The sequence below is a fragment of the Corynebacterium sp. sy039 genome (assembly GCF_007904105.1).
In the GTDB taxonomy this organism is placed as follows: Bacteria; Actinomycetota; Actinomycetes; order Mycobacteriales; family Mycobacteriaceae; genus Corynebacterium.
Map to the genome: position 1 here is coordinate 1 of NZ_CP042325.1, position 24,014 is coordinate 24,014.

Here is a 24,014-nt window from a genome sequence, read left to right on the forward strand (position 1 = left end):
TCGGAAATTTACTCTGTGAACAAAACGGTGAATTGAAAATGACGCAATTACACAACCATATGGACGCTTGAACACAAAAATTGGTATAGGAATCTAGAACGTGACGGAAAATACTACTTCCCTCAACGAGACATGGAAGAAAGTTGTTGATGAGCTGATCTCATTGAGTGAGAAAAATGAAGCGAATCTGCATCCACTTAGTGCACAAAAACGCGCATATCTACATTTGGCGAAGCCTGTGGCACTCGTTCAAGGTGTTGCTGTGCTAGCTGTTCCCCATACCAAGGCGAAGGACTTTATCGAAGGCGAACTCGGTAGTGTCATCTCGCAAGTGCTCAGCGCACATATGGGTCGCTCTTTTGCTCTTGCAGTTACCATTGATCCACAGGTTGTCGTCGAGCAGCAAAATGAGCATGAAGAAATTACTCAGGTAGAATCAGCGCCACAACCTGCTCAAATAGGTTGGGAAACTACTCATAGTGCTGATGATGAGACAGGGTTCAAGCGTCAAACCCAGGTGGCACAACCTGATCCTATTAGTTTCGCACAGGCAAATACCACGGCAGCAACATTAGCAACACTATCGACCTCACCTAGTTCAACTCTCACCGAGACAACAGGGAATAAGGCACAAAAACTCGAATCGCTTAATCCTGCTCATACCTTTGACAACTATGTGATTAGTGACTCCAATAAATTGCCGGCTTCGGCTGCGATTGCTGTAGCAGAAAAGCCTGCTCGTGCCTACAATCCGCTATTCATTTGGGGCGATTCTGGTCTAGGCAAGACGCACCTGATGCACGCCATTGGTAATTATGCTCACCAATTAAATCCAGAACTAAAAATTAAATATGTTTCTAGTGAAGAATTCACTAATGACTACATCAATTCAGTTCGCGACGACCGTCAAACCTCTTTTAAGCGTCGCTACCGTGAAGTTGATATTTTGATGGTTGACGATATTCAGTTCCTACAAGGTAAAGAAGGAACTCAGGAAGAATTTTTCCATACATTTAACGCGCTAGAACAAAGCGGTAAGCAAATTGTGCTCAGCTCAGATCGTCCGCCAAAACAGCTAACCACCTTGGAAGATCGACTCCGCACTCGGTTCCAGGCAGGACTTATCGCAGACATTTATCCACCTGATTTAGAAACTCGTATCGCAATTCTGTCGAAGAAATCTCGAGCTGAAGGCATTGAAGCTGATAGGGAAGTGCTAGAACTTATTGCTAGTAGATTTGATTCTTCTATCCGAGAACTAGAAGGTGCTTTTATTCGAGTATCTGCCTATGCCTCAGTGAACAAAATTGAGCTCACAAGAGAAACAGCAGAAGTTGCTCTACAAAATATAACCCCTGACCAGTCAAATGTGGATATCACACCAGATACAATCATTGAGGTAACTGCGGATTATTTCAAGGTAAAAGCAGCTGATATTCGCGGCAAAGTCAAAAGGACAAACATCGCCCATGCACGGCAAATAGCCATGTACCTATGCCGTGAACTCACTGAACTATCTTTGCCGAAAATTGGGGAAAATTTTGGTGGCAAAGACCATACAACAGTGATGTATGCCGACAGAAAAATACGCAAGGAAATCGCACAAAACAAAGAGATCTATAACGAGATTCAGCAGATTACCATGCAGATTAAAGGCTAGTGCGGCTAGTGCAGAGTATTTCTCTGCATTCCTAACTAGAACCTGTGGATAAAAAACATCTTTTTATCTGCAGGTTTTTCTTTTTTATCAGTTATCCACAAAAGTTATTCACAGCTGTGTAATTACAGCAATGTAACTATATGAAACTCATCACATTACAGCGCAATAGCAGGGTGAAAAATCAAGGAAAACTGTTGTGGAAAAGTAGAGAAAAAATGTGTACAAAAACTGAAAATCTGGGGAAAAATTGTGAATAACAAAAGCACTCTAAAAGTTATCCACAAGCAAACTGTGTTATTCACAAAAAATACACATAATTTTTCACACGCAAAAACTTTTATCAGCGTGCAATTACAATGGTTATGCACAGATTTCACAGGACTTACTGTTATTACCAAATATATTTAAGAAAAATCTCTAATAAAAACAGGGCTTGGGGAAAACTGCTCAAAACCACAGTGGCAAGAAATTACAAAAAGTGAAGCAGTTATTCACAAAGAACAAAAATGGAGTTTCGCTGACGTCGAAAGGCGGGTACTTTAGTCTTTGTAATTCTTATTAAAAATTTTTGAGCTAAACGGCTAAACATTAAAAGACAAAAGGGAGCTTGGTATGGACGATCAGAATGTGTCATTTCAGGTCGAGAAAGAAGACTTAGTTAGCGCAGTATCGTGGGTTGCCCGAAACTTATCACCCAAACCATCGCAACCAGTGCTAAGAGCTATGCTTATCACTGCTCATGACGAGGGACTAGAACTAGCTGGTTTCGATTATGAAGTGTCCACAAAGGTAAATATCCCAGCAATGGTGAAGCAACCTGGTCGAATAGCAGTAGCTGGTAAACTCATCGCTGATATTGTTAATACTTTGCCAGCTAAACCAGTAGAAATTTATGTTGATGGTTCCACAGTTCAGCTAGTATGTGGTTCTTCTCGCTTTGAGCTGCCCTCAATTCCATTAGACGACTATCCACCTTTACCTCAATTACCTGAGGTTACTGGTGCTATTAATACTCAACTTTTTATTAATGCAATCAATCAGGTCAGTATTGCCGCAGGTAAAGATGATACTTTGCCAATGCTGACCGGTGTGTATATGGAAATTGATGGTGAGTCGGTAACTCTGACTGCAACTGACCGATTCCGTCTTGCTGTTCGACGCCTCAACTGGGTTCCTTCAGTGGCAGATGCTCAAGCAAAACTGCTTATTTTGGCAAAAAATCTAGTTGAGAATGCTCGTACCCTAGACGCAAATTCTAAAGAGCCGGTAGAAATTGCTGTTGGTGCTGGTGAGGACATCGGATCAGATGGTCTTTTTGGTATTCGAGTTGAGTCGCGCCAAACTACTAGCCGTATGCTCGATGCCGAGTTTCCTAATGTGGAGCCTCTTTTGCCAAAGAAACACCGTTGTATCGCAAGTGTAGAAGTTTCCGTGCTGCAAGATGCTATTCGACGTGTCTCTTTGGTTTGCTGATCGCAAATGCACAGATCAGAATGAACTTCACCAAAGGTGAACTTATCCTCTCTGCAGGTGGAAATGATGCTGGTCATGCTGAAGAAGCAATCCCTTGTGCTTTTAGTGGCGATGAAGAAATGCTCATTGCCTTTAATCCAGGTTATTTACGAGATGGGTTGAGTGCTGTGTCATCTGACCGAGTAGTATTCGGTTTTACTGAGCCATCGCGACCAGCAATTCTCATTCCAGAGCCAGAGCAATTACCAGAACTTGGTGAGGACGATATGTTTGATACGCCAGCATCTGATTTCATCTATTTGCTCATGCCAGTTCGCCTGCCTAACTAAGAATTAAAAGGATTAAAAGACGCCACAGTGTATCTTCGTGAACTTGAGTTACGTGATTTCCGATCCTGGGAGCAGTGCACAATAGCACTGCAACCAGGTGTCAACATTTTTGTTGGCCGCAATGGCTTTGGCAAAACAAACATTGTTGAGGCCATCGGATATATGGCGCACCTAGGTTCTCACCGAGTATCAAGTGATATGCCGTTGATTCGCCAAGGTGCGCAATCTGCGCGAATATCAGTAAAAGCAATCAATGAAGGTAGAGAACTCATAGCGCATTTACTTATCAGCGCACGAGGAAGTAATCAGGCACAGATAAACCGTACTCGCTTGGAATCACCACGAGAACTATTAGGTGTAGTTCATACTGTGTTGTTTTCTCCAGAAGATTTAGCGCTGGTACGTGGCGAACCAGAACAAAGACGCAGATTTTTAGACCACATCATTGCCAGCAGATACCCACGACTGGCTGGGGTAAAAGCAGATTATGACAAAGTATTGCGGCAGCGTAATTCATTATTAAAAACTGCTACTGCTGCTCTCAAACGTGGTTACACTGCCCAGGCACATACCACAGCTAGCGAAGATACGGATACAGCACTTGCTACATTAGATGTCTGGGATGGGCAATTAGCTCATTATGGTGCACAAATTGTTGAAGCTAGATTAAGTCTTATCGCAGAATTACTCCCTTTAGTCCATAGTGCTTATGCACATATTGCTCCTGAATCACGTCCTGCGACCATTGCATATTCCAGCACTATTGATAATGCTGATCTTATGCAGCAACTCCAAACACAAGAGTTGTCCGTCGTAGAGCGAGTAGAGATTCTTGAAGCTGCAATGCTGCATGAATTATCACAAATGCGCACCAAAGAAATTGATCGTGGGGTAAGCCTTATTGGTCCTCATCGAGATGATCTCGAGGTACTTTTGGGAAATTATCCTGCTAAAGGTTTCGCAAGTCATGGCGAAACTTGGTCTTTTGCTCTAGCCCTACGCCTTGGTGAATACGAGTTATTAAAAAAAGACCGAGTAAATCCCATTTTGATACTTGACGACGTTTTTGCCGAGCTTGATACCCAGCGTAGACAAAAACTCGCTGGAATCATTGATGATGTGGAACAGGTCTTTATCACCGCAGCTGTTGATGAAGATTTACCGGAAAATCTTGCTAAAAGCAATGCTCATGACAAACAAATACATCGCTATAACGTCAGTGTGCGCGATACTGATTCAGGTAGAGTGTCGGTTCTTTCTTATCCTTCCCAGACTGAACAACTAAAGCACTCCGATCAACCTCAGGAACAGGAGAATAAGCATGGATAATGATTTTTCTCCAGAAGATGATTTAGTAACGCAAAAATTCCTTAGTATCCGCCAGCAGGCAAAAAAACGAAATATCACACTTACTTCAATAGTGCGACCGAGGAAAAAAACACCATCTCGACCACCGCGTTTAGGGTATCCAACTGGTCGCGATGGACGAGGATTGGGTAAGAAAAATAAATTAGAGGGTTTTTCTTCTATTGTGAATAGGGAAATCACAACACGTGGATGGAAAAAAGAACTCGCTGGTGGTTGGATTATTTCACATTGGGGCGACGTCGTAGGGCATAATGTTGCATCGCATACCAAGATAGAAATGCTGAAAAATAAAGAGTTGCATATTAGTTGTGATTCGACTGCGTGGGCGACCAATCTTAGGTATATGCAGCATGATATTTTGCAAAAAATTGCTGTGGAAGTCGGCGATAATGTTGTGGTGAAATTGCATATTTATGGTCCCAAAGCACCCACATGGCGGCATGGTCCTTTGCACGTTAAGGGCAGAGGTCCAAGGGACACCTATGGATAGTGCGCTCATTTTCCCTTAAAAGCCGTGTGCAGCTAGGCGCGTAGGGGAGTAAACAGTGTAGAATAAAAACGTCTAAGAGCAATTTAGAGCAAGGAGTGCTAATTCCGTGGCAACTGCTGAACACGAATATGGCGCCTCATCCATTACGATTCTTGAGGGACTTGAGGCTGTTCGTAAACGCCCAGGTATGTATATCGGTTCTACCGGTGAACGCGGCTTACATCATTTAGTATGGGAAGTCGTCGATAACTCAGTCGATGAGGCAATGGCTGGTCACGCCACTAATGTAGATGTCACCCTCCTTAAAGATGGTGGCGTGGAAGTTGTGGATAATGGTCGTGGTATCCCAGTGGAAATGCACCCCTCTGGCGCACCAACAGTGCAGGTAGTTATGACTCAATTGCACGCCGGTGGTAAGTTCGACTCAGATTCCTATGCAGTTTCTGGTGGTCTACATGGTGTGGGTATTTCTGTGGTTAATGCCTTGTCTACCCGCGTCGAAGCTGATATTAAGCGCGATGGCAAGCATTGGTACCAAAACTTCACCAATGCAGTACCTGATGATTTGGTAGAGGGTGGCAATGCTCGTGGTACAGGAACCACTATTCGTTTCTGGCCCGACGCAGAAATTTTTGAGACTACTGAGTTTTCTTTTGACACTATTGCGCGTCGTCTGCAAGAAATGGCATTCCTTAACAAAGGTTTGACCATGACTTTAACCGATCAGCGAGCTACTGAAGAAGAAATTGAATTAGAGGCAATTGCTGATGCGGCAGCTGCTGATCAGGGCGCTGAACTTGCGTCCTTGGAAGACCTCGATGAGCAAGCTGATTCCAACCAAGCAGTAGTAAAGAAAGAAAAGAAAAAGACTTTCTACTATCCCAATGGTCTTGAGGATTATGTGTCATTCCTCAACAAGTCTAAATCAGCTATTCACCCGTCGATTGTTAGTTTTGATGCCAAAGGCGATGGTCTAGAAGTAGAGTTAGCAATGCAATGGAACTCTGGTTATAGCCAAAGTGTGCATACTTTTGCTAACACAATTAACACGATTGAGGGCGGTACCCATGAAGAAGGTTTCCGTGCTGCGCTGACTACTTTGATGAATAACTATGCCAAAGCGCATAAGTTAATCAAAGAAAAAGATGGTCGATTAACTGGCGACGATTGCCGCGAGGGTTTGGCTGCGGTTATTTCTGTGCGTGTTGCTGATCCACAGTTTGAGGGACAGACAAAAACAAAACTTGGTAATACTGAGGTAAAGAGTTTTGTGCAGCGCATGGTGGGTGAGCACATCTCTGAATGGTTTGATGCTAACCCTGCAGAAGCAAAAGTCATTGTTAATAAGGCGCTTTCTTCAGCTCATGCTCGTATTGCTGCCCGACGTGCTCGTGATATGGCTCGTAAATCAGCAACAAACTCAGCTGGTTTGCCTGGTAAACTTGCCGATTGTCGTTCTAATGATCCAGTCAAATCAGAACTCTACATTGTGGAGGGTGACTCCGCGGGTGGTTCTGCAAAGGGCGGTCGTGATTCTTTATTCCAGGCGATTTTGCCGTTGCGCGGTAAAATTCTCAATGTTGAGAAATCACGCTTGGATAAGGTGCTCAAAAATGCTGAGGTGCAGGCAATTATTACTGCATTAGGCACAGGTATTCATGATGAGTTCGACATTAGCAAGCTGCGTTATCACAAAGTTGTGCTTATGGCCGATGCGGACGTCGATGGTCAGCACATTGCAACATTGCTTTTGACCTTGCTGTTTAGATTCATGCCAAAGCTCATTGAAGAGGGTCACGTATATCTAGCACAGCCACCACTGTATAAGTTGAAGTGGCAGGGCAAGGGTGAACCAGGTTTTGCTTATTCCGACGCAGAACGCGATGCACAATTAGCTGAGGGTCTTGCTCAAGGACGCAAGATCAACAAGGAAGACGGTATCCAGCGTTATAAGGGTCTTGGTGAGATGAACTCCTCAGAGTTATGGGAAACCACTCTTGATCCAAGTGTTCGGACATTGCGTAGGGTTGATATTGAGGATGCGCAGCGCGCAGATGAATTGTTCTCCATTTTGATGGGTGATGATGTGTCTGCCCGACGTAGCTTTATTACTCGCAAAGCTAAGGACGTTCGTTTCCTGGATGTATAAGTTTTAGCTTCTGGCTTAACAATATACGCGTGCAAACTTTGTTTGTGCGCGTATATTACTATCTAAGTTCTTTAGGTTTTCTGAAAGTTAAGGAATAATGATGCAGCCTAAACATTTTTCAGTTAAAGAAATTACTAAAAATGCTTTACCTATCATTGCTGCTTCATTTATCAGTATTGCCATTGACCTTACTGATTCTTTAATTATTGGACATTATTCCACTCAGACTCTTGCTGGAATTGCAATTGGTATCACGCTTTATGAATTACCGACGAATGTTCTCTTAGGTTCACTCATGGCAGTACGAATCATGGCACCACGAGTTAATTCACAACAGTCACGTGAAACATATGGCATAAAAAATGTTTTAAGTTTTTTGGTTCCTCTTTCTGCAGGTATTGTGATTGTTTCTATTGGTGGTGCAGGCATTGCTTTGCATCTTGTTGATAGCGAATTATGGCATGAGGGTCTTTGTTATTTCATTACAAGAATTCCGGGCTTGATTTTCCAGATCATAAATACGACTTTGGTAATTTTCTTGACTTTGTGGGGGCGAAAAAACATTCCACTGCTGGTCATGGTAATGAGCGCACCAATTAATGTGTTTCTAGATGTAGTACTCATTTTTGGTATTGGTGTCTTTCCAGAATTAGGGGCATTAGGTGCAGGTATAGCAAGCACCTTTAGCGTATGTATTCCGTTGCTTGTTTTACTGCCATTGACGTGGAGTATGGCTAGAGTACACGTGCGGCAGGAAAATTCGGCTGAAAATTATCATGGGTGGCAAAAAATGGCACTGCCAGCAGCTAGTTCTGCGTTTGTAGATTACACAGGCAGTATTATTTTCGTTGCTATTTTATCTTTTTCTGGTGCCTCTGCTTTAGCAAGTGTGCGTTTTGGTATGCAGTTCCATATCGTCGCATATATTTGGGTGTCAAGCTTTTCGACGGCAGCCTTGTATGTCATTGGTAAAGAACATGACTGGCAGCAAAAGCATAATGGTGTCGCTGGAATACACGTAATTCGTAGTTTATTCCTGGGTATTGGGGTAGTAGCTGCCATTATGGTTGCTATTGTCTCATCGCTAACTTTTGTGTTTCTGGCAAAAGATACCCATATTATTGGGTCGTATATTCTTGTTAGCTTGATTATCGTGCTTCTGTGTCCGATTATTGGTTTTACTTACGGTAATGTGACTGCACTACGTTTAGTTGGGGATACTCGCAGTGAGTTTTTAAGCAATTTTATTAGTGTGTGGGGTTCTCAAATACCGATTGCTGCCATTTTTGCGTTTAGTATAGGCGGAATTAGTCCTTTTATTGGATTGGCAGGTTACTGGATAATGCGTGCTTTTGCTACACATATTCAGGTAGTTAAAAACATTAAGTAGCGTCATTAAGATCGACGAAAATACGCGCTAGGTATTCACTAAATGCTTCATTAGCGTGGGCGAGTGGTGGATTTTGTGCAATGAATAGATGGATATAATCAAGATATGCCTGAGGGGTAGTGAATATAGGAACTGAGTGAATAGCTGCAGAACTTAATGCACTAATACAGGTCAAGGCAGCATAGTCTGTGATGTGTGTATTAAAGCGTTCACAGAAAATATCAGCAATGATAAGCACTTGTTCATTACTTAGAGCGTGCATGAGTGGGGCGGTCTTTCAGTCTTTCATAGGTGCGAGAGATCTCGTCAATGTGGGCATGGGCAAGATCATTGACATGAGCGTCGGCAAGCGCGCGGGCAGCGGTAGAGACTATGGCGCGTACTGCTGCTTCATGTTTGCTGGTGCCGTGCATATGGGCAAGTAAGCTCAATGCGCGGTCTTGTTCATGGGTGAGTCGAAGTGTCATTGCCATGAACTCATCCTAACAAGTGGTATCACTTTGATACCACTTGCCTGCTTTTGGGGCACTATACGCCAAAATAAGCGGCTTTCTTGTCTTTTTTCGATTAAAGTGGGTGATGTTCCTATAACAAGAAAAGTAAGGTAATTCATGAGCGACGATCTCTCGGGAGATACATTCGACCGTATCCGCCCCATTGACCTCAATGAAGAAATGCAAACCAGCTATATCGACTATGCAATGTCGGTTATTGTTGGTCGTGCGCTACCTGAGGTTCGGGACGGTCTTAAACCTGTACACCGCCGTATTCTCTACGCAATGTACGATTCTGGCTACCGCCCAGATCGCAGTTATGTCAAGTCTTCTCGTCCAGTTTCCGACACAATGGGTCAATTCCACCCACACGGTGACAGCGCAATCTACGACACACTCGTACGCTTAAGCCAAGACTGGAATATGCGTTACCCGCTTGTCGACGGCCAGGGTAATTTTGGTTCTCGCGGTAATGATGGTCCAGCTGCTATGCGTTATACCGAGTGTCGTCTCACCCCATTGGCCATGGAAATGGTGCGCGACATTCGAGAAAATACCGTGGACTTTTCTCCCAACTACGACGGCAAAACTCAAGAACCACAGGTGCTGCCCTCACGTGTACCAAACCTATTGATGAATGGTTCCAATGGTATTGCCGTGGGTATGGCAACCAACATTCCGCCACATAACCTCAATGAGCTAGCCGATGCTATTTACTGGATGTTGGAGAATCCAGACGCGGATGACACCACTGCACTAGAAGCGTGCATGGAGTACATCAAAGGACCAGATTTTCCAACGGCTGGGTTGATCGTCGGTAGCCAAGGAATTAAAGATGTTTATACCACTGGTCGCGGTTCTATTCGGATGCGTGGCGTTAGTACCATCGAAGAAGAAGGTTCGCGCCAAGCTATTGTCATTACCGAGTTACCATTCCAGGTAAATCCAGATAATCTCATCTCTAATATCGCAGAGCAAGTTCGTGATGGAAAACTTGCCGGTATTTCTAAAATTGAGGATGAGTCCTCAGACCGCGTGGGTATGCGTATTGTGGTTACGCTCAAGCGTGATGCAGTGCCACGCGTGGTGCTCAACAATTTGTATAAGCATTCACAGCTGCAAACCAATTTCAGCGCAAATATGCTCTCCATTGTCGATGGAGTACCTCGTACCCTGCGTCTCGATCAGATGTTGCGCAATTATGTTAATCATCAGATTGAAGTTATTGTTCGACGCACGCAATATCGCTTAGACGAGGCAGAAAAGCGAGCACATATTCTTCGCGCACTCATCAAAGCACTCGATATGCTTGATGAAGTTATTGCGCTTATTCGACGTTCCGCCACTGTTGAAGTTGCTCGCACTGGTTTGATGGAGCTACTCGACGTTGACGAAATCCAGGCAGAGGCTATTTTGGCAATGCCACTGCGTAGGCTTGCAGCTCTGGAGCGTCAGAAGATTATTGATGAATTGGCTGAAATTGAAGCAGAGATCGCCGATTATGTGGATATTTTGGCAAAGCCTGAGCGTCAGCGTGCAATTATTGGTGATGAACTTAAGGAGATCGTCGATAAGCATGGCGACGAGCGCCGCACCGAAATCATTGCTGCCACCGGTGATGTGACTGAGGAAGACCTGATTGCTCGTGAAAATGTTGTGGTGACTATTACTTCTACTGGTTATGCAAAGCGCACCAAGGTAGATGCTTATAAGTCACAAAAGCGTGGCGGTAAAGGCGTTCGCGGGGCAGAACTAAAGCAAGATGATATTGTGCGTCACTTCTTTGTTAGTTCTACCCATGACTGGATTTTGTTCTTTACTAACTTTGGTCGAGTGTATCGACTCAAAGCCTTTGAGCTGCCAGAAGCAACGCGAACTGCGCGTGGTCAGCACGTAGCAAACCTACTTGAGTTTCAGCCAGAAGAACGCATTGCGCAGGTTATTAAAATTCAATCCTACGAGGATGCTCCTTATCTGGTACTTGCTACTGCACAGGGTAGGGTCAAGAAATCGCGTCTGTCTGACTATGAATCTAATCGCTCTGGTGGACTTATTGCGATCAATCTAAATGAAGGCGATAAACTCATTGGTGCCGCATTATGCTCTAATGAAGATGATCTCCTGCTTGTTTCCGAAGAAGGACAGTCTATTCGCTTTAGTGCTGATGATGATCAATTGCGCCCAATGGGACGTTCTACAGCAGGTGTTAAAGGTATGCGCTTCCGTGGCGACGACCAACTGCTAGAGATGTGCGTTGTGCGTGACGGAGAGTACCTCTTGGTTGCCACAAGCGGTGGTTATGGTAAGCGTACTGCTATGGAAGAATACTCTGCACAAGGACGAGGCGGTCTTGGTGTAGTGACCTTCAAGTACACGCCAAAGCGTGGCAAACTCATCAGTGCATTGGCGGTCGACGACGATGATCAAATCTTTGCAATCACTTCAGCTGGTGGTGTCATCCGCACCGAGGTTAATCAGATTCGCCCAAGTTCGCGTGCGACAATGGGTGTTCGCCTAGTCAATCTTGAAGATGGCGTTGAATTGCTCGCAATTGATCGCAATGTTGAAGGTGAGGGTGAAGAAGAAGCAGAAGCTGTGGCAAAGGGCGAAACTACTGGTCCAGCAGATAAAGAGGAGAACTAATCATGGCAGGACGTAAGGTGCTGGTGACCCGCATTTCACCTTTAGCTGCGTTTAGAACGACTCTGGCATTGAGCCTTGTCGGTTTGGTTGCCTGGGTTATTTGCGCCAGTTTGCTCTACCTCGGTTTAGATATTGCCGGAGTCTGGGATCATGTCAATGACATCATTGGTGGTATTGGTGGTGACCAAGTTGTCAGCTTTGGGTTAGTGCTATCCCTTGCCGGACTATTAGGTGCCATTGTGACAATCATGTTGTCCGTGCTCGCTCCTTTGACAGCAGTAATCTATAACAGCTTGGTTGACCTATTCGGTGGGTTAGAGCTAACAGTGCGCGATGATAAGTGATAAAAATTGGCGATAAAATAGCCCATATGCAGCTGATTTGCATTTATGTCTGGGAACTAGGTAGAGTTTTATCTCGTTCCCAGGGCCTATAGCTCAGTCGGTTAGAGCGCATCGCTGATAACGATGAGGTCGCAAGTTCGATTCTTGCTAGGCCCACTCGGAAACAAGGGGCATTAGCTCAATTGGTAGAGCACCTGCTTTGCAAGCAGGAGGTCAGGAGTTCGATTCTCCTATGCTCCACAAAAACCCGCTGCACAGGCAGCGGGCTTTTTTAATTTTCCACATTGTCTTTTGTTGACTAACTAAATTTTGTCGTCTCTACTTACCATGCCACCCTAAACTACTCAGCGGAAAAGTAATTGTGTTTTCTCCCAGCGTTAACGTTGGACCATTCCCAGAGATAATTGCTAGAAAAGCTGGAGGTTGAGCTGCTTTAATTTGTGCGACTGCTTTTTTGAGAGAATCTTGAGCATTGAGAGCTGCTTTAGCACCCAACTTAATTTCTACTGCAGCCCAACGCCCATCAGGAAAAGTTAATACTGCATCAATTTCGTGACCATTAGAATCCCGGTAGTGATAAATCTTTCCACCTAAAGCCTCGACCATGATACGCAGATCATGCACTACAGCTGACTCAAAAAGAAAACCTGTAGTAAGTAAGTCCTCTTTAAGTTTTTGATTATTAGCTCCTAGTATTGTTCATTCATGCAGTTAGAATAGCATATACCGGATTTTATGGCATTACTAGACAGGATTTTGTGGAATGGTTAGACGGGATTTTACAGAATTATATGGTTTCTCTGTTGCATAAATGCCTATCGCTTGTGTCTTACAGTTATCAGTAGAAAGTGATAGTGACTCGCCTCACTTGACTTTTGTATAAAAACTCATTAGCTTTAGCGATGTTAGTTTGTGCAATCGTTTGCATTATGTGTGGATACTCCACCGCAATGCAAAAAGAAAGGAACCTGCTGGTGAACACATCTGCAAATCTTAAAGATGTTGCAGCCGCAGCAGGCGTTTCTGTATCCACAGCATCGAGAGCACTAGCTGGGAAAACAATTATTTCTGAAGACACTCGTAATCGTGTGCAAGCAGCAGCACAAAAACTCAACTACAAACCCAATATCCAAGCTCGTGGGTTACGCACTGCACGCACATACACCATTGGCTTAAGTATTCCCACACTGGTCAATCCTTTTTTCGCCACTATGGCAGCTGCCATTCAAGAAAATGCCACAGCACATGGATTATCAACCATCATCACTTCTTATGATGAAGATGCTCTCACACTCAAAAACACCGTTAATGCTCTTTACCAGCATCAAGTCGATGGGATGATCGTCGTACCGAGCGCTAAGGCAACACAAGAATTAGAGCATATCGCGCAATTGGGAGTACCACTGGTACTTATCGACCGCGTATTAACCGACTGTTCTCTACCAGCAGTAGTGTCGCATCCTGACCCTGGTATTTATGCTGCACTAGAACACCTCGTTGAGCAAGGACATCACCATATCGGATTTCTTGCAGGACCTGCGGAACTTTCTACCGGAGCAGGTCGCTTGCAGGCTTTTCGCACAGCTCATGCCGCATTATTGGATAATACGCAAGAGCATATTTTCTATGGTGGATTCGAGGTAACCCAGGGGCATAGAGGTGCTCGTGCCCTGCTCGACGCCGGCGCAACGGCAATCATTGCCGGTGATTCCATGATGACCCTAGGCGCCATGGAATACTGCCATGCACATGAGGTACACATTGGCGACGACGTCGCGCTAGTGGGTTTTGATGATCTGGTCTATATGCGAGTACAACCCACACCACTTTCTGTCATTGATCAAGATGTAGTGGCTATGGGACAACAAGCAGTGCAACTATTGGTGAACTGGATGTCTCGAGCACAACCCCCACCTGAACAGGAAATAATCGCTATTGATACTACTTTCATTCCCCGTGCCTCAACTACTAAAGGCACAAGCAAGAAAAAACTAATAAGGAGGTGAGCTTGATGTCTGACGTAATTATGCAGCTAGAAGGCATTTCTAAGTCTTTCGGTGCAGTTAATGTCATAGATAATGTGAGCTTGGCAGTGCGTCGAGGGCAAGTGCAAGCACTACTAGGTGAAAACGGTGCAGGTAAATCCACGCTCATCAAAATGATGTCAGGTGTGTATCAGCCCGATGCTGGAAAAATCATCGTCGACGGCAATGAAGTTACCTTGCCTAACACCAAAGCAGCCGAAGCACTGGGTATCGCTACAATCCACCAAGAATTAAACTTGGTGCCAAGCATGACAGTTGCCGAAAACATCATGCTCGGACGCACTCCATCACGCTGGGGACTCGTGAACTACACGTTCCTCAAACAACAAGCAGCCGCAGCATTGCGCCTTATTGGTCTGGATGTGTCCGTGGATACACCAGTAGGCGAATTAGGCATTGCCCGCCAACAATTAGTAGAAATTGCTAAAGCATTGTCGATGAATGCCAGAATGCTTATTCTCGACGAACCCACCGCAGCTCTTACCGCCAAAGAAACTGACCAACTCTTTAACGTACTCGAACAATTACGTGACAAAGGCGTGGGCATGGTATTCATTTCGCACCATCTAGAAGAATTGGCTCGTCTTGCAGACAGCATTTCTGTACTCCGCGATGGGCATTTCATAGCAGAAGTGCCTGCTACAACCCCAGAAGATGAACTCGTGCGGCTCATGGTCGGTCGTGACATTGAACAACAATACCCACGCATAACCACACAAAAAGCCCAACCGGTACTAGAAATCAAAAACCTCAGCGCTGCCGGAAAGTTCCACGACATCAACATAAAAGTTCATGCTGGTGAAGTAGTTGGCATAGCTGGTTTGGTTGGCGCAGGACGCACTGAGCTTATTCGAGCCATTGCTGGTGCCGATACCATTGATAGTGGAAAGATTGTGGTCAATGGAAAAACAATGCCATTGGGCAATATCGCAGCAGCCATCAAAGCAGGAATTGGTCATGTTCCCGAGGATCGTAAAGCTCAAGGGCTCATTTTGGATGCCAGCATCAATGAAAACCTTGGCCTGACCACGTTATCTTCTTCAGCACGGTATGGATTGGCGGATCGTCGGGGGCAAAAGAAACGCGCCCAGGAAGTTGCCAAGAAATTAAAAATACGCATGGCGGATATTGACCAGCCAATTTCCGATTTATCAGGTGGTAATCAACAAAAAGCCGTGTTCGCCAAGTGGGTGCTGGCAGGTTCAACAGTTTTGCTACTCGACGAACCCACCCGCGGTGTTGATGTGGGAGCCAGAGTAGAGATCTACAACATCATCAACGACATTACCGCTGCGGGTGGTGCAGTGCTCATGGTGTCCTCTGACCTGCCAGAAGTGCTGGGTATGTCTGATCGCATAGTGGTGATGTCAGATGGCAGGATCGCTGGAGAACTACCCAATACAGCAAGTCAAGATGAAATTATGACCCTTGCAGTGGCGAATCTCAGCAGTGCTGTTATTGAAGAAAATCATGAAGCCAAAGAAATTGCTAAAGAAATTGAGGAGAAAGTCTCATGAGCACTACCGCAAAAACCTCAACACCCTCATTACCCCTGGGTAAGAAAATCCTCAATTGGATGATGAATAATGGGGCATTAGTAGGTCTGCTTGCCTTATGTATTGCTTTATTTATTGCCACGCCACACTTTTTGACCGTCACCAATGTGATCAATATCGGTATCCAGGCAGCCACTGTTGCTATTCTTGCCTTCGGCATGACCTTTGTCATTATCACTGCAGGTATTGACCTCTCTGTTGGTTCTGTTGCAGCTTTAGGCGCTATGGTGTCTGCATCCATGTTTAGTTCTGTGGGACTACCAAGTTGGCTCAGCCTCATCATTGGCTTAGCAATAGGGCTATTAGCTGGTGTTATCTGTGGCCTTGCCACCGCCTATGGCAAGATACCATCCTTTATCGCTACCCTCGCCATGATGTCCATTGCCCGCGGTGCCACCCTCGTTATCTCTCAAGGATCACCCATTCCCACGGCGCCAGCAGTGAACTTCCTGGGCAGCACTATAGCTGGGGTACCTATCCCAATCGTGATGATGATCCTTGCCGGAATAATATGCTGGTTCATCTTAGAGCGTACTGTGCTGGGTCGATCAATGTATGCCGTCGGTGGTAATCAAGAGGCAGCACGTCTTTCTGGCATTGCAGTGCATAAGGTTCAGATAGCTGTTTTTGGTCTATCAGGTATGTTTGCTGCGCTGGCAGGTTTAGTAATGGCTGGTCGTTTAACTTCTGCGCAACCTCAAGCCGGTGTCGGTTATGAACTTGATGCGATTGCGTCGGTAGTTATTGGCGGTGCTTCTTTGGCAGGTGGCTCAGGCAAAGCAACGGGAACCTTGGTGGGTGCTTTGTTGCTTGCTGTGATTCGTAATGGATTGAACTTGCTTAACGTGTCGTCGTTTTGGCAACAGATTGTCATTGGTGTGGTCATTGCCTTGGCAGTGGGCTTCGACGTCATTCGCAATAAAGCAGCTCATTAAATAAAACACATAGGAGGAATATCATGAAACTAATCCGAAATACGTTCGCAATTGCATCTATTGCCGCATTGTCGCTTGGACTTGGTGCCTGTAATCGTGGAGAATCTGGTGCTGAATCTGTCACTTTGGCACTCTCGACGCAAACCAATCCTTTCTTCGTCGAATTGCGAGATGGAGCCCAAGAAAAGGCAAAAGAACTGGGCATTACCTTAGATATAAAAGATGCCTCTGATGATGCGGCAACCCAAACCGATCAACTCAAAAATGCAGAAACACTCGGCGTTGGAGCGGTGATTGTCAATCCAGTAGATTCTGATGCCGTGGGTGCCGCAGTGCAGTCATTAAACGCAGCCAACATTCCTGTCATTGCTGTGGATCGTTCCTCAAGTGCAGGAAAAGTTGCTTCCTTTATTGCCTCCGACAACATTGCTGGTGGTAAACAAGCTGCCGATGCTCTTGCCGCTGCCATCGGCGAACAAGGTGAGATTCTCGTGCTGCAAGGCATTGCTGGTTCTTCTGCCTCCCGCGATCGTGGTGCAGGTTTTAGTGAAGGCATTAAGGCATATCCCAACATCACAGTGGTTGCAAAGCAAACAGCAAACTTTGACCGCACTGAAGGTCTAAACGTGACCACCAATTTGCTCCAGGCACACCCTAATGTCAAAGCTATTTTTGCCGAAAATGACGAAATGGCGTTAGGAGCTATCGAGGCTCTCGGTGCCAAAGCAGGGAAAGAGGTAAAAGTCTTTGGTTTCGACGGTACTGCAGATGGTATAGCCGCAGTGAAAAAGGGCACTTTGACTGCTTCTATTGCACAGCAACCAGATGAGTTGGGTGCGCGAGCAGTAGAACAAGCAAAAGCTGTATTAGAGGGTAAACAAGCTGAAACTGAAGTTTCTGTGCCAGTAGTTACTGTGACCAGCGATAACCTAGCGGAGTTTGAGAAGTAACATGAGCAAATCTCTCGACGATTATGCCAACCTCGTTGTAGTTGGCTCTATCAACGCTGACCTCATGGTTTCAGTGCAGCGTCATCCCAGCCCAGGAGAAACACTTATGGGTTCCGGTGGCGATATTCTCGCAGGTGGCAAAGGTGCTAACCAAGCAGTAGCCGCAGCATTGCAAGGGGCGTCGGTGAGCTTTATTGGTGCAGTAGGTGATGATGCTTATGCTGGTGCTGCATTATCTTTGCTGGAATCTTCAGGTGTGCGTCTTGATCAGGTATTGCGTGCCCAAGACACCACTACTGGTTTGGCTGTTATTACTGTTTCCGCAGATGGTGAGAACAGTATCATCGTTATTCCTGGTGCAAATGCACTGGTGAATAGGGATGTGGTGTATGTGCGTCAAGAACTTATTGCGCAGGCGCATATTGTACTTCTGCAAGGCGAAATCCCTGCTGAGGGGATGCGTGCCGCGGTAGATATTGCTCGTGCAGCTGGTACCCGCGTGGTCATCAATCTTGCACCGGTTATCGAAGTAGATTCTGCCACGTTATTGCAGGCTGATCCCTTGGTGGTCAATGAGCACGAGGCAGGACTGGTACTTGCACAATTAGGTGAGGTTGAAAGTACCACCGAGGGAAATACCGAGGGAAATAGCCAACCGCATGAGCTTGTGACTGCATTATTAGCAGCAGGTTTCCCCTCTGTTGTACTGACCTTGGGGGCGCAGGGAGCGGTAGTTGCTGCCACAGCGGAATCGGCGTCTGGTCAGGTGGATTACACTGCTATTGCTACGCCACGCATTGATGCCGTAGATACGACTGGGGCAGGGGATGCGTTCACAGGAGCACTGGTTTCTCAGCTACTTGAGGGTGCAGATTTGGTATCGGCTGCTCAGTATGCAGCTCGAGTGGGTGCGTTTGCTGCGTTAGGACATGGGGCGCAACCCTCATATCCACACGCCCATGACACTTTGCCAGAGGTAACTCATGCGTAAAACAGGAATTCTTCATGCACAACTTGCTCGCGCTATTAACAAGCTCGGGCACACGGATACCTTTGCTATTGCTGATTGTGGCTTGCCTATTCCTGCTCATGTGGAGGTTATTGATTTAGCCCTGGTCTTTGGGGTACCGCGCTTTGCCGACGTCGTGAGTGCGGTATTGGCTGAGGTAGTGGTAGAAGGTGCCGCGATTGCTACGCAAACCCCTGATCAGGTGCGTGCGCTTATCCCTGATATTCCTGTGCAGACTGTTGCACATGAGCAGCTTAAGCAGCAGCTTACGCAGTGTTCCTTTGTGATACGTACTGGAGAAACTACACCCTATGCCAATGTGATTTTCCGCAGTGGGGTGCCTTTTTAAGAGGATATGACCTAGTTATGTGGTCTGTTCAGGCGAGCAAGATTATTTTTCTTGCTCGTCTATTATCTCGAAAGAGAAGTTGCCACGTAGATCTGTGTCCAAAACTACTCTGTATTCTAGCCCTCGTTCATTTGCCCCATCAATGAGTTCTTGCAGTATGACGTGATTATAATGCCTCTGGAGTGCGATAGAACCAATAGCTATAGTTGCGATGAGCGCTGCGATGACTATTCCGAATGTAACCATAATTTTTTTGTTTTCCATAGAATCTTCATCTTTCATAGCTGATATTAGATACTTGCATCTGAAACAACAGCGCCATTATACATCGTTTTAGTTTTCTAATGAAAATTAATTGACGGTATCCGTATTGTTGTCGTTTATTTTTTAACCCAGAGCCTCTGTTATCCAGAAATTATTTTTGCTAAACTAACTAGCGGTGAATTATCTTTTATTCCTTCTCTGGCGGGCGGGTTCGCTAACTCCTCGCTTGGGTTGAATCACCCGCCCCTGTTCGCCAGGGAAAGCACACGCCGAGAGGAGCCAATCATGGCTACTAAAGGTGAGGAACCACATGGTGAGAAGCCTGTTGTCAGTGACAAAGCGAAAGAGTCCACCGCTAGCAAAAAGGAAAAAATCGAACTAGCGACTGGAGTCATAAAACTTGTTACTGCTCTAGTTAAGTTCTTGGAGGAACTTTTTAACTAGAGAGGCAACTCACAAGCCTTAGGAAATTGCCGTTTCCTAAGGTTTCATTATGTATTCTAAACAACTCTCGCTCGACGCGCAATGGTTTACCACTATTGTTGCTAAAATTTTTGCCAACGCTGGCTATAACCCCTGCATTACGGGGATATTTTATCTAGTAAATCCAAAAACCCTGCTGCTAAAAGCAGCAGGGTTTATTATCCGTGGAGCATAGGAGAATCGAACTCCTGACCTCCTGCTTGCAAAGCAGGTGCTCTACCAATTGAGCTAATGCCCCAAAGACTTCAACAATCATAGCATTGATATTAAAAATAATTAAATATCCTGCTAGGAAGCCTTTTTGCTATCAGTAGTTTTTATTTTTTATGACTAGAACACCAGCTTTTTGATCCCACTTGTGTTGTTTGAGTGGGTTATCCATAGTGACAATCGCCAGAATATATAAAACGATTGTTGATATTGAGCCAATCACTGGGATAAAAGACAGCGCAGTCATGATGATGTACCAGGTACTTCTGGTGTAGGCCTGCTTTTTACTAATTGAGCTGCCGTCGTGATTAACTACAGCAAGACCAAGTGCTTTTTTGCCCAAAGTGCCTTGCTTTTTATGGTCAAAATAGACGCGGTAGAAGATGCCCGCTATGGAGAAGAGTATTGAGATGATAAAGATAATGATGCCCGCGATAATTATTTGCGGGTCAAGGCTATCTATCTGATCTGGGTCGGTGTGAGAAAGAGATGTAATCACTATGAAATAGATAGGTGAGATCAGGATTCCAGCAGCAACACCAATGATAATGCTGTCTATTACATACGCTCCAATTCGATGCCATACTGAGGCTGGGGTAAATGGCAATCCACCGGGATAGTTATGAGAATAAGCACCGCTATTCATTGCATAGGGATGTGCACTATATGTCCCAAAAGGGTTTTCGGCAGGTGCAGGTGTGGGTGCTGATTGCGAAGTATGAGGATCCTGCCCTGAGTAGGGGTTGTATGAATTAGTCATAGTAAATCACTCCAAGTTATAAGCGCATAAGAAATAAATGAAAATATCTCAAGAGTTAGGTTACTAATTCCTGCTATATTTTCCTATATTCCCATCTCATGCTGCGAATAATATGAGATACTGGTTTATGAGAATCCGCTAAAACTACTCAGAACTTGGTCGACTGATGACCACCAAGAGCATTTCTGCACAGGTAACTGGGTCATCGAGATTAATTTCGCAGATGCCTGCTATGCGGTGTAGTCGTGAGCGCATGGTATGCCGATGGATACCTAAAGTTGCAGAGCTTGTTGTGATATTGGAGCCTTGCTGCAGAAATACACTGAGCGTGTCGTAGAGCTCAGTATGATGCTGGGCATCATAGGAACGCAATCTATCCAGGGTTATCTTTGCCCGCGCGTCGAGAGCTTGCATCACATTTGGGTTTGCCAGCCACCGCAGTGGTGAATTCTGTGGGCTAGAATGAGTGCCGATTGCCAGTGCTTTTGTCGCGATATTGAGCTGTTCGACGAGACGGGAATCAATATCCTGCCACGGATGAGTAGTATCAATACATATTTTGAGCTGCTCTTTGCTCTCGCCGAAAAGGGTCAAGATATTGTCAATGGATCGGCTTGCGCGGAAAAGCAGCAGGGCAGAGTGCTCATTGAGCATGATTGCGCACAATTCACGGTCGTTGGCGCTTAGCTGTGCGTCGATAGTGCGAAATGCTTTATTGATATGTGCCTGAGTATGTGCCTGAATAAGCACGGGGCGCACATTGCCATGATTATCAGAGATTCTGCTAAAAATACGCCCCAACTGTTCTTCGTTGCCATCAAAGCCAAGCAATACGCTTAAAGCCAGGGTATTTAATTCCGTTCGTGCTTTGCGCAATTGTACTGGTCGCTGCAAAAGAAGATCCGCCAAACCAATGCTGTGCTTAATAATGTCACGATCAAAACGGGATAATGGCAGCACACTGTGGGTAATGAGAGTGTGAAAACGATCCCCTGAACTGAGCATTTTGTGCTCTACCCGGTGCAGTGGCTCCCGATCAGTTTCTGCGTAGGCAACATGGGCAATAGTGCGATTGTCATTATCAATAATGGTGCATGAGCCACCAATGAGTGCTGCAGTTTGTGAGAGTAATCCAGATATTCCATGGGAAAGTGCAGCGTGATTTAAGACTTTCTGACCGCGCATAAACTGCTCATGCTCCATTTTGTCCTGACGAGAAAACTCCTCAGTTACGACATTAAGGATAGACACAAAGGGAATTTTTTTCGGAACAATAAATAAACCGATATTGTGGTGAGCACAAGCGTCGATAAGCTGTTGTGGTGCAGCTGCAAAAATGAGTCCGACGCCAAACCCAATGGCTACCACACCTGCTTCTTTGAGACGAGCGACATAGTCATGGAATTGTTCAGGGCAGTGCTCGAAGGCGATACCTACGGTAAGCACAATTGAATTGCGGACAATGAATTGAGTCGGGTCGGGAAGTTCACTGGGCTGTACGACGCTAAAAGGCTGCTGAGCAGGGCATAAAGACTCCAATTCCAAACTATGCTGCGCTAAAAGCCAAGAAAGCGTGAGATATTTTTCTGCCTGAGTCAAAGCAACCACAGCAACCTCCACATTATCCAAAAAGAAGGAAATATTTATACAAAGCGTATATAAGCCTTTATGTATTTGTTCAATCAGAATAAAAAGTATGAATACAAATGCGCACTTAACTGCCCTAGAGTACCGACTCCCACAACAACGCAGCATAAAAACTACTGCGCACTCTGGGGGCGTATCAAAAAATAATGAACTTGATGAGCGTCGTAAGAAAGCAGTGGCACAGGCGCTTAACCCAGGACTACCTGGCTATATTGTCGACGCAGACGGCGCAATTTTACTTGACGCCGACGACAACGCCTACATCGACCTGGCCTCAGGAATCGCAGTAACCACCGTAGGTGCCGCCAACCCAGCAGTAGTCGCAGCCATCAGTGAGGCAGCAGCACACTTTACCCATACCTGTTTCATGGTTTCGCCCTATGAATCCTATGTCGCAGTGGCAGAAAAGTTAGCAGAACTAACCCCAGGTGAGCACCAAAAGAAATCAGTGCTGCTCAACTCAGGTGCCGAAGCAGTAGAAAATGCAGTGAAAATTGCACGAGCCTACACCAAGAAAAAAGCAGTAGTGGTTTTCGATTACGCCTATCATGGACGTACCAACCTCACAATGGCAATGACGGCAAAAAACAAACCTTATAAAACTGGTTTTGGTCCTTTTGCCAGCGAAATCTACCGCGCCCCAATGTCCTATCCTTTCCGCGATGGGCTAAGCGGACACGATGCAGCAGCACGCGCAATCAAAAAAATTGAACAAGAAGTCGGCGCAGAAAACCTCGCCTGCGTTGTCATCGAACCAATCCAAGGAGAAGGCGGCTTTATCGTGCCAGCACCAGGCTTTTTAGCGGAAATCTCCGCATGGTGCAGCGACAACAATGTGGTATTTATCGCCGATGAAATCCAATCAGGACTCACCCGCACCGGAAAATGGTTTGCAGTAGAACACGAAAATGTAGTTCCCGACCTCATCACCACCGCAAAAGGACTAGCAGGCGGAATGCCACTATCGGCAGTAACCGGGCGCGCTGAAATCATGGATGCTGCTGTCGTAGGAGGATTAGGCGGTACCTATGGCGGTAACCCCGTCGCTTGTGCAGCAGCACTTGCCGCACTAGAACAAATGGAAACCCTTGCGCTCAACGACCGTGCTCTGGCGATAGAACACATCATTCGTGAAGAACTAGCCGAGGTAGCTGAGTCAAACCGCGTGGGAGAAATACGCGGACGTGGCGGCATGATTGCTATTGAGTTACTTGACCAAGAAGGCAATCCCGACGCAGCCTATGCGGCAGCTATTGCCCAAGAATGTAAACAAGCAGGGGTGCTCATTCTTACCTGTGGTTTGGATGGAAACATTATTCGATTGCTGCCACCACTGGTAATCGCTGAAGAAACCCTACGTGATGGACTCGGCGTATTGGCACAAGCTATCAAAAATTGTGGCTAAGGGTGAAAATACATGAGAGCTGATGAGCTGATAGAACCCCACAGCAATAAAACAGTTAAGG

Annotated in this window: 22 protein-coding genes, 3 tRNA genes and 1 pseudogene; 19 read left to right on the plus strand and 7 right to left on the minus strand. The window is 45.6% G+C overall.

The genetic code is table 11. From position 1 onward, the window contains the following. Positions 1 to 100: 100 nt before the first annotated feature. The 6 genes and pseudogenes from dnaA (at position 101) to FQV43_RS00030 (ending at position 8,859) form a co-directional block, all read left to right on the plus strand. A complete protein-coding gene (gene dnaA, locus FQV43_RS00005) occupies positions 101 to 1,660 on the plus strand; it encodes a chromosomal replication initiator protein DnaA (RefSeq protein ID WP_144273545.1) in 1,560 nt (519 codons plus the stop codon). Positions 1,661 to 2,272: 612 nt separating this feature from the next. Continuing rightward, a pseudogene (dnaN, locus tag FQV43_RS00010) lies at positions 2,273 to 3,462 on the plus strand (DNA polymerase III subunit beta). Between the two features lie 27 nt (positions 3,463 to 3,489). After that, positions 3,490 to 4,791, plus strand: coding sequence for a DNA replication/repair protein RecF (gene recF, locus FQV43_RS00015; RefSeq protein WP_146337996.1), 1,302 nt, complete (start codon positions 3,490 to 3,492; stop codon positions 4,789 to 4,791). Beyond that, positions 4,784 to 5,320 (plus strand): DciA family protein, encoded by a 537-nt coding sequence (locus tag FQV43_RS00020; protein ID WP_146337998.1) that lies wholly within the window; start codon positions 4,784 to 4,786, stop codon positions 5,318 to 5,320. Before recF ends, FQV43_RS00020 begins: the two co-directional genes overlap by 8 nt. Before the next feature lie 106 nt (positions 5,321 to 5,426). Further along, a complete protein-coding gene (gene gyrB / locus FQV43_RS00025; RefSeq protein WP_144273549.1) occupies positions 5,427 to 7,469 on the plus strand; it encodes a DNA topoisomerase (ATP-hydrolyzing) subunit B in 2,043 nt (680 codons plus the stop codon). A 97-nt stretch (positions 7,470 to 7,566) separates the two neighbouring features. After that, a complete protein-coding gene (locus FQV43_RS00030) occupies positions 7,567 to 8,859 on the plus strand; it encodes an MATE family efflux transporter (protein ID WP_146338000.1) in 1,293 nt (430 codons plus the stop codon). On the opposite strand, the gene FQV43_RS00035 is transcribed toward FQV43_RS00030, so the two are convergent. Continuing rightward, positions 8,852 to 9,121, minus strand: coding sequence for a hypothetical protein (locus tag FQV43_RS00035; protein ID WP_146338002.1), 270 nt, complete (start codon positions 9,119 to 9,121; stop codon positions 8,852 to 8,854). The two genes, FQV43_RS00030 and FQV43_RS00035, sit on opposite strands and share 8 nt — an antisense overlap. Beyond that, positions 9,105 to 9,332, minus strand: coding sequence for a CopG family transcriptional regulator (locus FQV43_RS00040; RefSeq protein ID WP_146338004.1), 228 nt, complete (start codon positions 9,330 to 9,332; stop codon positions 9,105 to 9,107). Before FQV43_RS00040 ends, FQV43_RS00035 begins: the two co-directional genes overlap by 17 nt. A gap of 138 nt (positions 9,333 to 9,470) precedes the next feature. On the opposite strand from FQV43_RS00040, the gene gyrA reads away from it, so the two are divergent. The 4 genes from gyrA to FQV43_RS00060 all read left to right on the plus strand — a co-directional run bounded on the left by gyrA (position 9,471) and on the right by FQV43_RS00060 (position 12,580). Next, a complete protein-coding gene (gyrA, locus tag FQV43_RS00045) occupies positions 9,471 to 11,996 on the plus strand; it encodes a DNA gyrase subunit A (RefSeq protein ID WP_144273553.1) in 2,526 nt (841 codons plus the stop codon). Between the two features lie 2 nt (positions 11,997 to 11,998). After that, positions 11,999 to 12,340 carry a DUF3566 domain-containing protein gene (locus tag FQV43_RS00050; RefSeq protein WP_144273554.1) on the plus strand — a complete coding sequence of 114 codons (342 nt, stop codon included), beginning with the start codon at positions 11,999 to 12,001 and terminating at the stop codon, positions 12,338 to 12,340. Positions 12,341 to 12,422: 82 nt separating this feature from the next. Then, positions 12,423 to 12,496 (plus strand) — tRNA-Ile (locus tag FQV43_RS00055). A gap of 11 nt (positions 12,497 to 12,507) precedes the next feature. Beyond that, positions 12,508 to 12,580, plus strand: a tRNA-Ala gene (locus FQV43_RS00060). A 78-nt stretch (positions 12,581 to 12,658) separates the two neighbouring features. Here the strand turns inward: FQV43_RS00060 and FQV43_RS00065 are convergent. After that, complete coding sequence (locus FQV43_RS00065; RefSeq protein WP_146338006.1) at positions 12,659 to 13,036, minus strand: DUF4143 domain-containing protein; 378 nt, start codon at positions 13,034 to 13,036, stop codon at positions 12,659 to 12,661. Between the two features lie 278 nt (positions 13,037 to 13,314). Between FQV43_RS00065 and FQV43_RS00070 the strand changes: the two genes are divergently transcribed. From FQV43_RS00070 to rbsD, 6 genes are read left to right on the plus strand one after another with little or no spacing between them, the layout of a single operon-like run. Further along, positions 13,315 to 14,346 carry a LacI family DNA-binding transcriptional regulator gene (locus tag FQV43_RS00070; RefSeq protein ID WP_246846926.1) on the plus strand — a complete coding sequence of 344 codons (1,032 nt, stop codon included), beginning with the start codon at positions 13,315 to 13,317 and terminating at the stop codon, positions 14,344 to 14,346. Between the two features lie 5 nt (positions 14,347 to 14,351). Continuing rightward, positions 14,352 to 15,902 carry a sugar ABC transporter ATP-binding protein gene (locus FQV43_RS00075; RefSeq protein ID WP_144273557.1) on the plus strand — a complete coding sequence of 517 codons (1,551 nt, stop codon included), beginning with the start codon at positions 14,352 to 14,354 and terminating at the stop codon, positions 15,900 to 15,902. Next, on the plus strand, positions 15,899 to 16,876 hold the full coding sequence (locus tag FQV43_RS00080) for an ABC transporter permease (protein WP_168194991.1): 978 nt from the start codon (positions 15,899 to 15,901) through the stop codon (positions 16,874 to 16,876). Before FQV43_RS00075 ends, FQV43_RS00080 begins: the two co-directional genes overlap by 4 nt. A gap of 23 nt (positions 16,877 to 16,899) precedes the next feature. Continuing rightward, entirely contained in the window at positions 16,900 to 17,826 is a 927-nt protein-coding gene (locus FQV43_RS00085) for a substrate-binding domain-containing protein (RefSeq protein WP_144273558.1), read from the plus strand. A gap of 1 nt (position 17,827) precedes the next feature. Beyond that, positions 17,828 to 18,817, plus strand: coding sequence for a ribokinase (locus FQV43_RS00090; protein ID WP_146338008.1), 990 nt, complete (start codon positions 17,828 to 17,830; stop codon positions 18,815 to 18,817). Then, positions 18,810 to 19,184: a D-ribose pyranase gene (rbsD, locus tag FQV43_RS00095; protein ID WP_144273560.1), complete on the plus strand. Its 375-nt coding sequence runs from the start codon at positions 18,810 to 18,812 to the stop codon at positions 19,182 to 19,184. Before FQV43_RS00090 ends, rbsD begins: the two co-directional genes overlap by 8 nt. Positions 19,185 to 19,226: 42 nt before the next feature. Here the strand turns inward: rbsD and FQV43_RS00100 are convergent, their stop codons facing one another. Beyond that, positions 19,227 to 19,448 (minus strand): hypothetical protein, encoded by a 222-nt coding sequence (locus FQV43_RS00100; RefSeq protein WP_146338010.1) that lies wholly within the window; start codon positions 19,446 to 19,448, stop codon positions 19,227 to 19,229. 285 nt (positions 19,449 to 19,733) lie between these two features. On the opposite strand from FQV43_RS00100, the gene FQV43_RS10075 reads away from it, so the two are divergent. Continuing rightward, entirely contained in the window at positions 19,734 to 19,892 is a 159-nt protein-coding gene (locus tag FQV43_RS10075) for a hypothetical protein (protein WP_168194992.1), read from the plus strand. 49 nt (positions 19,893 to 19,941) lie between these two features. After that, positions 19,942 to 20,106 (plus strand): hypothetical protein, encoded by a 165-nt coding sequence (locus FQV43_RS10080; RefSeq protein ID WP_168194993.1) that lies wholly within the window; start codon positions 19,942 to 19,944, stop codon positions 20,104 to 20,106. Here the strand turns inward: FQV43_RS10080 and FQV43_RS00105 are convergent. From FQV43_RS00105 to FQV43_RS00115, 3 genes are all read right to left on the minus strand, one after another. Further along, positions 20,097 to 20,169: transfer RNA gene (locus FQV43_RS00105), tRNA-Ala, on the minus strand. The two genes, FQV43_RS10080 and FQV43_RS00105, sit on opposite strands and share 10 nt — an antisense overlap. Before the next feature lie 69 nt (positions 20,170 to 20,238). After that, positions 20,239 to 20,901, minus strand: coding sequence for an RDD family protein (locus FQV43_RS00110; RefSeq protein WP_146338012.1), 663 nt, complete (start codon positions 20,899 to 20,901; stop codon positions 20,239 to 20,241). A 144-nt stretch (positions 20,902 to 21,045) separates the two neighbouring features. Continuing rightward, positions 21,046 to 22,509, minus strand: a complete 1,464-nt coding sequence (locus FQV43_RS00115) for a PucR family transcriptional regulator (RefSeq protein WP_168194994.1) — start codon at positions 22,507 to 22,509, stop codon at positions 21,046 to 21,048. Positions 22,510 to 22,597: 88 nt separating this feature from the next. On the opposite strand from FQV43_RS00115, the gene gabT reads away from it, so the two are divergent. Continuing rightward, on the plus strand, positions 22,598 to 23,953 hold the full coding sequence (gene gabT, locus FQV43_RS00120; protein WP_144273564.1) for a 4-aminobutyrate--2-oxoglutarate transaminase: 1,356 nt from the start codon (positions 22,598 to 22,600) through the stop codon (positions 23,951 to 23,953). Positions 23,954 to 24,014 lie beyond the last annotated feature (61 nt).